The sequence below is a fragment of the Curtobacterium sp. VKM Ac-1393 genome (assembly GCF_015350995.1).
Lineage (GTDB): Bacteria > Actinomycetota > Actinomycetes > Actinomycetales > Microbacteriaceae > Curtobacterium.
This window is the reverse complement of sequence record NZ_JADKRW010000001.1, coordinates 746020-756628: the sequence shown is the minus strand read 5'-3', so window position 1 is coordinate 756628 and position 10609 is coordinate 746020. Positions and strand designations below refer to the sequence as shown.

At 71.9% G+C, this 10609-nt stretch carries 9 protein-coding genes and 1 tRNA gene; 5 read left to right on the top strand and 5 right to left on the bottom strand.

Annotation, left to right across the window (positions count from 1 at the left end; genetic code table 11):
* Positions 1–5 precede the first annotated feature (5 nt).
* Together ITJ59_RS03580 and ITJ59_RS03575 are read right to left on the bottom strand one after the other, a co-directional pair.
* The gene (locus ITJ59_RS03580; protein WP_194649741.1) at positions 6–557 is read right to left on the bottom strand and encodes an FHA domain-containing protein; all 552 of its coding nucleotides are present in this window, start codon (positions 555–557) and stop codon (positions 6–8) included.
* Positions 554–1234, bottom strand: coding sequence for an FhaA domain-containing protein (locus ITJ59_RS03575; RefSeq protein ID WP_194649740.1), 681 nt, complete (start codon positions 1232–1234; stop codon positions 554–556). Before ITJ59_RS03575 ends, ITJ59_RS03580 begins: the two co-directional genes overlap by 4 nt.
* A gap of 86 nt (positions 1235–1320) precedes the next feature.
* Between ITJ59_RS03575 and ITJ59_RS03570 the strand changes: the two genes are divergently transcribed.
* Both ITJ59_RS03570 and ITJ59_RS03565 read left to right on the top strand, forming a co-directional pair.
* Positions 1321–1407, top strand: a tRNA-Leu gene (locus tag ITJ59_RS03570).
* 167 nt (positions 1408–1574) lie between these two features.
* Positions 1575–2261 (top strand): NUDIX domain-containing protein, encoded by a 687-nt coding sequence (locus tag ITJ59_RS03565; RefSeq protein WP_194649739.1) that lies wholly within the window; start codon positions 1575–1577, stop codon positions 2259–2261.
* Here ITJ59_RS03565 and ITJ59_RS03560 read toward each other — a convergent pair.
* Together ITJ59_RS03560 and ITJ59_RS03555 are read right to left on the bottom strand one after the other, a co-directional pair.
* Complete coding sequence (locus ITJ59_RS03560; protein WP_194649738.1) at positions 2244–2861, bottom strand: TetR family transcriptional regulator; 618 nt, start codon at positions 2859–2861, stop codon at positions 2244–2246. The genes ITJ59_RS03565 and ITJ59_RS03560 overlap by 18 nt on opposite strands.
* Before the next feature lie 9 nt (positions 2862–2870).
* Entirely contained in the window at positions 2871–4442 is a 1572-nt protein-coding gene (locus ITJ59_RS03555) for a PucR family transcriptional regulator (protein WP_194649737.1), read from the bottom strand.
* A 92-nt stretch (positions 4443–4534) separates the two neighbouring features.
* On the opposite strand from ITJ59_RS03555, the gene gabT reads away from it, so the two are divergent.
* The 3 genes from gabT to ITJ59_RS03540 are packed head-to-tail and all read left to right on the top strand — an operon-like array spanning position 4535 to position 8816.
* Positions 4535–5896 carry a 4-aminobutyrate--2-oxoglutarate transaminase gene (gene gabT, locus ITJ59_RS03550; RefSeq protein WP_194649736.1) on the top strand — a complete coding sequence of 454 codons (1362 nt, stop codon included), beginning with the start codon at positions 4535–4537 and terminating at the stop codon, positions 5894–5896.
* Positions 5893–7446: an NAD-dependent succinate-semialdehyde dehydrogenase gene (locus ITJ59_RS03545; protein ID WP_194649735.1), complete on the top strand. Its 1554-nt coding sequence runs from the start codon at positions 5893–5895 to the stop codon at positions 7444–7446. The genes gabT and ITJ59_RS03545 overlap by 4 nt, the downstream gene beginning before the upstream one ends.
* Positions 7443–8816, top strand: coding sequence for a flavin monoamine oxidase family protein (locus ITJ59_RS03540; protein ID WP_194649734.1), 1374 nt, complete (start codon positions 7443–7445; stop codon positions 8814–8816). Before ITJ59_RS03545 ends, ITJ59_RS03540 begins: the two co-directional genes overlap by 4 nt.
* Before the next feature lie 406 nt (positions 8817–9222).
* On the opposite strand, the gene ITJ59_RS03535 is transcribed toward ITJ59_RS03540, so the two are convergent.
* Entirely contained in the window at positions 9223–10590 is a 1368-nt protein-coding gene (locus tag ITJ59_RS03535) for an NAD-dependent succinate-semialdehyde dehydrogenase (protein WP_194649733.1), read from the bottom strand.
* Between the last annotated feature and the right edge of the window lie 19 nt (positions 10591–10609).

Genomic DNA, 10609 nt, shown 5'->3' with positions numbered 1-10609 from the left:
CCGGGTTACCGCCGCAGCTCGAACGTCGTCGTCCCGATCGTGATCGGCGTGCGCTCCGCGACGGTCAGGGGAGCGATCACCTTCTGACCGTTGACGAAGGTGCCGTTCGTGGACTCGAGGTCGGTGAGGAGCCAGCCGTCGGCGCGCAGGTCGAGCCGGGCGTGGTTGGTCGAGGTGTAGTCGTCGCGGATCACGACGTTGGACTCGCTGGACCGGCCGATCGTGATCGGTCCGCCGCCGAGCGGCATCTCCATGCCCTCGCGCGCACCCTCGGTGATCACGAGGCGGGTCGCGGCCGGCGACGCGGACTGCGTCGCCTGGGTCGGTTGCCCGATGAGGTCGGTGAACGCACCGGCCGAAGCCGCTGTCGGGGCTGCCGCAGCGGGGATCGTGGGGGTCGTCGGACCCGACGGTGCGCCCTTCGGATCGGTCGGGATCGTGCGCACCCGCTGACCGAACAGGTCACTCCGCAGCGCGAAGACGATCACGAACACGAACAGCCACAGCACCGCGAGGAACACGAAGCGCAGGACGAGCAGGGTCAGGCCTGTGGTCATCGAGCACCTCCGTCGTTCTCCGGGATCACCCGGAACACCATACGGGTACGACCGATCTCGATGGTGGAGTCCGGCTCCACGATCGCCTGGGAGAAGTGCTGACCGTTCAGCTTCGAGCCGTTCGTCGAGCCCAGATCGGTGGCCTGGGCGTGCTTGCCGTCCCACAGGACCTCGACGTGTTTCCGGCTCGTCCCGGTGTCCGCGATGGTGATGTCCGCGTCGCTGCCACGGCCGATGACGGTGCGTCCGCGGTCCAGCCGGTGCCGCTGCGACCCGATGTCGAGCACGGCGACCCAGGCGACGTCTCGCTGCACCGTGGTGGAGTCGATCTGCAGGATGCCGGTCGACAGCGTGCCGTCCTGCTGCAGGCGGATGGTGACCGGTCCGGAGAACGAGTAGTTCTGCGCCACAGCGTGCTGGTGGGCCATCTGCGTGAGTTCGTCGATGAGCGGGCGCCCGACGTCGTTCATGCGCGTGAAGTCCGGCGGCGCCAGGCGCACGGTGAACTCGTTCGGCACCAGGATGCGCTCTCGCGACACCACGGCGGCCTTCGTGTCGAGCTCGCGGCGCAGGGCGCTGGAGATCTCGACCGGCTGCACACCGGAGCGGAAGGTCTTCGCGAACGCGCCGTTCACTGCGCGCTCCAGCCCTCGCTCGAAGTTGTCCAGCAGGCCCATGTGTCTCCAGAGTCGTCGGTCGCCAACCCCTGCATGGTAGTGGTTGGCGCAGGGGGCAGTCTGTGCGTGGTAGTGTTTTGGGGCTGGCGCGAGTGGCGGAATTGGTAGACGCGCACGGTTCAGGTCCGTGTGCTGGAAACGGCGTGGGGGTTCAAGTCCCCCCTCGCGCACCAGGCGAAACGAGCAAGGCCCCGGAGGAATCCGGGGCCTTTCCTCGTTCTCGGAGCGCGTCCTCCGGATCTGGCCGGGAGGCACGGCTCGCGCCCGACACGCCGGTACCGGTGTTCCCGTGGCCGGTTCTTCCCGCCGCACCACGAGGCCGCCCCGCTAGCGTGACGACGTGACCGACGAACGCGCAGCAGCCCCCCGCCCCGGTGTCGACGTGCCGGACGACCGCGGTCGCGTCGGACTCGACGCGGTCGGTCGTGACCTCGACCGCAACCCGGATGTCGTCGTGCGGGACGTCGAGGTGGTGTCGAACGGCTGGCACGTGCTCCGTCGCACCACCCTCGACGTCCGGCGCCGCGACGGCCGCTGGGACCGGCAGCAGCGCGAGACCTACGACCGCGGGAACGGGGCGACGGTGCTGCCGTACGACGCCGAGCGCGGGACGGTCTTGCTCACCCGGCAGTTCCGGTGGCCGGCGTACGTGAACGGGCACCCGGACGGCATGTTGATCGAGGCGGCTGCCGGGTTGCTCGACGAGGACGACCCCGAGACGGCCGTGCGACGTGAGGCCACCGAGGAGCTCGGCATCCGGCTTGGCGAACTGGTCCACGTCGGCGACGTCTTCATGAGCCCCGGCTCGGTCACCGAGCGGGTCCACTTCTACGTCGGGGCGTACACCCCGGCCGACCGGGTCGAGGCCGGCGGCGGGGTCGAGGACGAGGGTGAGGACATCGAGGTGCTCGAACTCGCGCTCGACGACGCACTCGTGATGGTCGAGGACGGCCGGATCGCCGACGGCAAGACGATCATGCTGCTGCAGTGGGTCGCGCTGCGGCGGGTGTCACCCCGACAGAGCTGAGCCGTCCAGGCCGACGGCGCGGGCGATCGTCGTGCGGACCAGGCCTTCGCGGGTCGAGCGGTCGAGGTAGTCGACCAGGGCGTAGCCGTTGGTGGCGTCGACGAGGGCGAACAACAGGCGTCCGACCCCGTCCGGGTCGTCGGTGCGCATCACACCCGCGTGCACCCCGTCGGCGACCACCGTGGTCGCCAGGACCTGCCAGTCGTCCATGACGTCCCGGGCGGCGGTCGCCAGTGCGGCGTTGGTGCGGCCGATGCTCCACGCGTCGGCCCAGAGGGTGGCGACGTCGTCGCGTGCGGGGTCGGCGATGCAGCCGAGCAGGGTGCGGAGGCCGGACACCGGTTCGCGTGCTGCGCCGACGATCGCGCGGACCTCGGCGACCTCGGCTGCGGCGACGGTCCGGAAGGTCTCGCCGACCAGGTCCTCCATGCTCGGCCGGTAGTGCGCGACGAGCGACGGCGCCACACCGATCACCGCGGCCACCCCACGGAGGGTGACGGCCGCGAGCCCCTCGGACCGGGCGAGGTCGACCGCCGCTGCCGTGATCTGGGCCTCACGCTCGGCCGGACTCAGGCGCCGGCGGGCCGGTGTCGTCGGCACCGTGCCAGCCTAGGCGCGCCGGCCGGACCGGCCGCCGCGGTCGGCACCCGCGGTGTCCACGACGAAGGCCGCCCAGAGGTCGGCGCGCGTGGCGAAGACCGTGAGGTCGCGGTCGAGGAGCCGGCCGGCGTGCTCGACCCGGGCCCGAGCGGTGTGCCGGTGGATGCCGAGGGCCTGGGCGGTGCGGTCGTACTCGCAGTTCTCGTCGAGCCACGCGCGGACGGTGCGGGTCAGCTCCGTGCCGGCCGTCCGGTCGTGGTCGAGCAGCGGCGCGAGGAACGCACGTGCCACCGCCCCGGCATCGACGTCGACGTGGGCCAGGTGCGCGAGGACGCCCTCGCGGGCGAGGTCGCCGAACTCGGTGGTGCCCGGACGGCCCTCGCGGCGACGGTCCAGGGCCTGCACGGCCTCGGTGCGGGCGCGGCCGAACGACCGGTAGGCCGCCCCGTCCGACATGCCGGCGCGCAGGTCGAAGCGCCCGACGAGTTCCTCGACGATGCCGGTGTCGTCCGCGCTCACGCAGAGGAACAGGGCGTCGTCGACGGCGAAGAACAACTGGCCCGGCCGGTCCTGCACCCACAGCTCGAGCAGGTCGACGACGGTGTCCAGGTCGTGGTCGGCGACGTCCACCGCCGCGATCCGGACCGGTTCGGCGGGCAACGGCCCCCAGACCTCGCGCGACGTCGACTGGACCACCTCGGGGTCGCCGACCGAGAGCATGGTGAGCAGTCCGGTCCGCAACAGGCCGCGTGCTCTCGCCAGCTCGCGGTTCTGCTGCAGGGCGAGCCCCGCCAGGGCGATGACCGCCGTGACGACCTCGCGCCCGGCACGGTCGAGGGCGCCGCCGTTCGCGATGGCGAGCACGCCGCTCAGGTGGCCGCCGCTGCCGAGGGTCTGCAGGGTGAAGCCGGTGTGGTGCTCGGTCGTCACCGGCAGGCTCGCCCGCTGTCCCGCTCGCAGCAGGCGGAGCGCCTCGACGCGCAGGACCTCGAGGTCCTCCGCCGGCACCCCGTCGACCGGGTGTCCGCGGTCGAGCCGGCCGGAGACGTCGAAGAGGCCGACCCAGCCGTCGAGCTGCCGGGAGAGCTCGGCGATGGTGGCGCCGAGGCCGTCCGGACGCATGGCGGCAAGGGAGATCGCCCGCTGCGCGGCGAGGGCCCAGGCGTTCCGGGCGTTGGCGTCGCGGGCGACGGCCTCGGCGTTCGCCTGCGCGACCGCGATGAACGAGGTCTCGTACGGCACCTCGAACAACGGCAGGCCGTGACGCTCGCACGCGGCGACCAAGGCGTCGGGGGTGCCGGCCCGGACGACCTCGGTGCCGAACCCGAGCGCGACGACCCCCCGGTCGACGAGCCGTCGGACGTAGGCATCGGCGACGTCGCCCGGCACCTCGGCCTCCGCGCCGAACTGAGTGCCCGTCGTCAGCAGGCCCTGCCCGTCGGCGAGGAACGGCGTCGGGTCCTCGAGGTCGGAGCTGTGCAGCCACGAGAGCGGGGCGTCGAGGGCGACGTCGTCCGCAGCAGTCCGCGAGCGCAGACGGAGGTCGGCTCGGTGCAACAGGGAACGCAGTGTCGCGGGCATGACGGCACCTTATCCACCGAGGCGATCCGAAGGGTACTCGGTGTACACGACGGACAGCGCCCCGTGTCGGCGGTGGCTCCTACGATCGCCGCATGTCCTCCACCGCAGCACCCTCGATCAGTGCGTCCGCCGGCGGCCCGTCACTGCCCCAGGAACGACGCCTCGTCACGTCCGTCCCCGGCCCGCGGTCGCAGGAGCTGCTGGCGCGCAAGGCCGGAGCCGTCGCCGCCGGTGTCGGTGTCGCCGTGCCCATCGCCGTCGTCGCGGCCGGTGGCGGCGTCGTGGTGGACGCGGACGGCAACTCGTTCGTGGACCTCGGTTCCGGCATCGCCGTGACGAGCGTCGGCAACGCGCACCCCGGCGTGGTCGCCGCCGTGCAGGAACAGGTCGCCGCCTTCACGCACACGTGCTTCACCATCGCCGCCTACGACGGGTACGTCGCCGTCGCCGAAGCCCTCAACCGGCTGACCCCCGGGGACCACGAGAAGCGGACGGCGCTGTTCAACTCCGGTGCCGAAGCCGTCGAGAACGCCGTCAAGATCGCGCGGAAGCACACCGGTCGACAGGCCGTGGTGGTGTTCGACCACGCGTACCACGGCCGGACGAACCTGACGATGGCGCTCACCGCCAAGAACCAGCCGTACAAGGACGGTTTCGGCCCGTTCGCCCCCGAGGTCTACCGGGTGCCGATGTCCTACCCGTTCCACGACGGCCTCTCCGGGCCCGAAGCCGCGAAGCGCGCGATCAGCCAGATCGAGAAGCAGGTCGGCGCGGCGAACACGGCTGCGGTCCTCATCGAGCCGATCCAGGGCGAGGGCGGCTTCGTCGTGCCCGCCCCCGGGTTCCTGGCCGCGCTGTCCGAGTGGACCACCGCCAACGGTGTCGTGTTCATCGCGGACGAGGTGCAGACCGGTTTCGCCCGCACCGGGTCGATGTTCGCCAGCGAGCACGAGGGCGTCGTCCCCGACGTCGTCACCACCGCGAAGGGCATGGCCGGCGGTCTGCCCCTGTCCGCCGTGACCGGTCGCGCCGAGGTCATGGACTCCGCACACGTCGGCGGGCTCGGTGGCACCTACGGCGGCAACCCGATCGCCTGCGCCGCAGCACTGGCAGCGATCGACGCCTTCGAGCACGACGGGCTGATCGACCGGGCCGGCGAGATCGGCGACGTCCTGCTCGGACGGCTCCGTGCCGCGCAGACCACCGACCCGCGCATCGGCGACGTGCGGGGACGCGGCGCGATGGTCGCGATCGAACTCGTCGACCCCGCCACCGGGGACCCGGACGCAGCACTGACCGGCAAGGTCGTGCGGCACGCGTTCGAGCACGGCGTCATCGCCCTGACCGCCGGCACGTACGGCAACGTCGTCCGCTTCCTGCCCCCACTGTCGATCGACGACGCCCTGCTCCACGAGGGACTCGACGTCGTCCTGGAAGGACTCGCAACAGCATGACCACCGAGACCAACGCCACCACCACCGCCCCTGCGGCCGACCGCACCGACGCCGAACGCGAGCTGCTCGCCCGCGTCCCCACGGGCCTCCTGGTCGACGGCGTCTGGCAGCCGGCGGCCGACGGCGCGACCTTCGCCGTCGTCGACCCCGCCACCGGTGCGACCCTGCTGGACATCGCCGACGCAACCCCCGAGGACGGTGTCCGGGCCCTCGACGCCGCGGTCGCTGCGAAGACGGGCTGGGCGACGACCCCACCCCGGCAGCGCGCCGAGCTGCTGCGCCGCGCGTTCGACCTGCTGCAGGAGCGACGTGAGGACTTCGCGCTCCTGATGACGCTCGAGATGGGCAAGCCACTCGCCGAGGCACGCGGCGAGGTCGCCTACGGCGGCGAGTTCCTGCGCTGGTTCTCGGAAGAAGCGGTCCGCATCGGCGGCTCGTACGGCACCAACCCAGAGGGCACCGGCCGCGCCACCGTCTCGCACAAGCCCGTCGGTCCGGCGTTCCTCATCACGCCCTGGAACTTCCCGCTGGCGATGGCGACCCGGAAGATCGCACCGGCGCTCGCCGCCGGCTGCACGGTCGTCGTGAAGCCGGCGGAGCTGACACCGCTCACGACGCTGCTGTTCGTCGACCTGCTCCGTGAAGCCGGGCTGCCCGCCGGTGTGGTCAACGTGATCCCGACCACGCGGGCAGCCGACGTCTCCGGACCGGTGATCGCCGACCCGCGCCTCCGCAAGCTCTCGTTCACGGGATCGACGCCGGTCGGCCGGACCCTCTTGGCCCAGGCGGCGCAGAACGTGCTCCGGACCAGCATGGAGCTCGGCGGCAACGCCCCGTTCCTGGTGTTCGCCGACGCCGACCTCGACCTGGCGGTGGACGGCGCGCTCGCCGCGAAGTTCCGGAACACCGGACAGGCCTGCACGGCCGCGAACCGGTTCCTGGTGCACGAGGACGTCGTCGACGAGTTCACGAGTCGGATCACCGAACGCGTCGCGGCGATGTCGGTCGGGCGCGGCACCGAGGACGGCGTCGCGATCGGACCGCTCATCGACGACCGCGCCGTCGACAAGGCGCACCGCCTGGTCACCGACGCGCTCGAACGCGGGGCGACGCTCCGCACCGGCGGACACCCGGTCGACGGCCCTGGCACGTTCTACGCGCCGACGGTCCTGACCGATGTGCAGCCCGGCAGCGACCTGCTCCGCGACGAGATCTTCGGACCGGTGCTGGCGATCCGGACCTTCCGGACCGAGGACGAGGCCGTGGCCGCCGCCAACGACACCGAGTACGGTCTGGTCGGCTACGCGTTCACCGAGGACCCCGCCCGCGGGCAGCGCCTGATGGAGCGGCTCGAGACCGGCATGCTGGGCCTCAACACCGGCGTCGTCTCGAACGCGTCGGCCCCGTTCGGCGGGGTGAAGCAGTCCGGCCTCGGTCGCGAGGGCGGCGGCGAGGGCATCGCCGAGTACCTCGAGACCATGTACACGCTGACCCCGGACCCGTTCCGGAACACCGGCACCCCGACGACCACCGAAGGAGCAGCACGATGATCGAGAGCGACGTCGTCGTCATCGGAGCCGGTGTCACCGGCCTGACCGCCGCGAACCGCCTGCGCGCGGCGGGACTGACCGTCACGGTGCTCGAGGCCCGTGACCGCGTCGGCGGGCGCACCTGGACGAACGACATCGACGGGGTCACCCTCGAGATCGGTGGCCAGTGGGTCTCGCCCGACCAGACCGCACTGCTCGAGACCCTCGACGAACTCGGACTCGACACGTACGACCGGTACCGCGAGGGCTCCAGCGTCTACATCGACGCCGACGGCACCCGTACCGAGTACACCGGCGACATCTTCCCGCTGCCCGAAGCCACGGCGAACGAGATCGAGCGGCTCGTCGAGGTCGTGGACGGGTACGTCGCCGCGGTGGACCCGGCCCGTCCGTGGGAGTCCCCGCACGCGGCGGCACTCGACGAGGTCTCCTTCCGGGCCTGGCTGCACTCGCTCAGCGACGACCGGGTCGCGACCGACAACGTCGAACTCTTCATCGCCGGCGCCATGCTCACGAAGCCCGCGCACGCGTTCTCCGCGCTGCAGGCACTGCTGATGGCCGCCTCGGCCGGCAGCTTCACGAACCTGGTCGACGCCGACTTCATCCTGGACAAGCGCGTCGTCGGCGGCATGCAGCAGGTGTCGGAGCGGCTCGCCGAGCGCCTCGGCGACGCCGTGCACCTGAACGCCCCGGTCCGCACCCTGCGCTGGACCGACGACGGGGTCGTCGCGCTCGCCGACGGCGGCCTCGAGGTCCACGCCCGCCAGGCGCTCGTCGCCGTCCCGCCGCCCCTGTACTCGCGGATCTCGTACGAACCGCCGCTGCCCCGTCGTCAGCACCAGCTGCACCAGCACCTGTCGATGGGCTTCGTCATCAAGGTGCACGCCGTCTACGACCGGCCGTTCTGGCGCGGTGCCGGGCTCTCCGGCACCGCGTTCAGCCCGTACGAGGTCGTGCACGAGGCCTACGACAACACCGAGCACGGCTCGGAGCAGGGCACGCTCGTCGGGTTCGTCTCGGACCAGCACGCCGACGACCTGTTCGCGTTGTCGGTCGAGGAGCGGAAGGCTCGCGTGCTCGCGTCGCTCGCGCACTACTACGGCGACGAGGCCCTGCGTCCGGTCGTGTACTACGAGAGCGACTGGGGCACCGAGGAGTGGACCCGTGGCGCCTACGCGGCGAGCTTCGATCTGGGTGGACTCGTCCGGTACGGCGCCGACCAGCGTGCAGCCGTCGGTCCGATCCGGTTCGCGTCGAGCGACCTGGCCGGGCAGGGGTACCAGCACGTCGACGGTGCGGTGCGGATCGGGCGCGAGGTCGCGGACGAGATCCTGGTGAGTGTGCCGGCGGGCGTCGGTTCGGTCTCCTGACGCGACGCCGGCGTGCGCGCGAGACGCCGGTGTCTGCGCGAGACGCCGGCGTGCGCGCGAGACGCCGGTGTCTGCGCGAGACGCCGGCGTCTGCGCGAGACGCCGGTGTGCGCGCGAGACGCCGGTGTCTGCGCGAGACGCCCCCATGTGAACGAGACGCCGCCGAATTCGGCGGCGTCTCGCGCGTTGTGCGGCGTCCGGATGAGACGCCGGCGTGCTCTGGACGCACGACAGGACGGACGGGAGGCGCGGCGCCAGCTGGCACCGCGCCTCCCGTCCGCTGATGGCCCCGTACAAGACGCCGGCGTCTGTGTCGGACGCCGTCACGTCGTCGAGACGCCGCCGGGATCAGGGGCGTCTTGCGTGCTCCGGGGCGTCGTGCGGAGACGCCGGCGTCTCGCGACCGTCAGGAGCCGATGCGGATCAGCTTCTTGTTGACGAACTCGTCGGCGCCCAGGGGACCGAGCTCGCGGCCGAAGCCGCTCGCCTTGACGCCACCGAACGGCAGTTCGGGGCTGTCCGCGCCGACGATGTTGACGTAGACCATGCCGGCCTCGAGCCGGTCCGCGACCCGGAGCGCCTGGTCGGCGTCGGTCGTGAACAGGTACGAGCCGAGGCCGTACGGGGTGTCGTTGGCGAGTGCGACGGCGGCGTCCTCGTCGGCGACGCGGTAGACGGCGGCGACCGGGCCGAAGAACTCCTCGCGGTAGGCGTCGTTCTGCGGCGTGACGTCCGTCAGGATGGTCGGCACGAAGGCGTTGCCCTGACGGCTGCCACCCGTGACGACCGTCGCTCCCTGCTCGACGGCGGACGCGAGCTGCTCCTGCAGGCGGTCTGCGGCGGTCGGGGACGACAGCGGGCCGAGCTCGGCGCCGGGCACGGACGGATCCGTCGGCGCCACTGCCGACATGGCCGTCGTGAACTTCGCCAGGAAGTCGTCGTACAGGGCGTCCACGACCAGGAAGCGCTTCGGGGCGTTGCAGACCTGCCCGTTGCCCTCGAGGCGGGTCGTGACGGCCGACTCGACGACCGAGTCGAGGTCGTCGGTGGACAGCAGGATGAACGGGTCCGACCCACCGAGCTCGAGCACGACCTTCGTCAGGTTCCGGCCGGCGATCTCGGCGACGGCGGCGCCGGCACGGGCGGACCCGGTCAGCGAGACGCCCTGCACGCGCGGGTCGGCGATGACGTCGGCGGCCTGGTCGTTCGTCGCGAAGACGTTCGTGTACGCGCCCTCGGGGAACCCGGCGTCATGGAAGATCCGCTCGATCGCCAGGGCCGACTCGGGGCACTGCGGTGCGTGCTTGAGCAGGACCGTGTTGCCGATGAGCAGGTTCGGGCCGGCGAACCGGGCGATCTGGTAGGCGGGGAAGTTCCACGGCATGATGCCGAGCAGGACGCCGATCGACGACTTCCGGATGAAGGCGCTGCCCTCGGAGCCGTCGGCCAGGGTGATCGGCTGGTCGGCGAGGAACTCCTCGGCGTGGTCGGCGTAGTAGTCGTAGATGTCGGCGCAGAAGTCCACCTCGCCCTCGGCCTGGTCGATCGGCTTCGCCATCTCGCGCACGATCGTGGCGGCGAGGTCGGCGTGGCGCTCCCGGTACAGGTCCGCGACGCGGTGGAGCAGGGCCGCGCGCTCGGCGACGGTGCTGGTGCGGCCCCACCCGCCGTGGGTGTGGTGGGCGGTGCTGACGGCGGCGCGCAGCTCGTCGTCGGTGATGGTCGGGAACGTCTCGAGGGTCGTGCCCGTGGTGGGGTCGGTGACGGCGTACATGGCGTCCTCTCGTGGTGGG

Bases quoted from the DNA above. Each gene is read 5' to 3' on its own strand.
- ITJ59_RS03575 (WP_194649740.1), bottom strand. From the start codon at position 1,234: ATGGGCCTGCTGGACAACTTCGAGCGAGGGCTGGAGCGCGCAGTGAAC.
- ITJ59_RS03535 (WP_194649733.1), bottom strand. From the start codon at position 10,590: ATGTACGCCGTCACCGACCCCACCACGGGCACGACCCTCGAGACGTTC.
- ITJ59_RS03545 (WP_194649735.1), top strand. From the start codon at position 5,893: ATGACCACCGAGACCAACGCCACCACCACCGCCCCTGCGGCCGACCGC.
- gabT (WP_194649736.1), top strand. From the start codon at position 4,535: ATGTCCTCCACCGCAGCACCCTCGATCAGTGCGTCCGCCGGCGGCCCG.
- ITJ59_RS03580 (WP_194649741.1), bottom strand. From the start codon at position 557: ATGACCACAGGCCTGACCCTGCTCGTCCTGCGCTTCGTGTTCCTCGCG.
- ITJ59_RS03540 (WP_194649734.1), top strand. From the start codon at position 7,443: ATGATCGAGAGCGACGTCGTCGTCATCGGAGCCGGTGTCACCGGCCTG.
- ITJ59_RS03555 (WP_194649737.1), bottom strand. From the start codon at position 4,442: ATGCCCGCGACACTGCGTTCCCTGTTGCACCGAGCCGACCTCCGTCTG.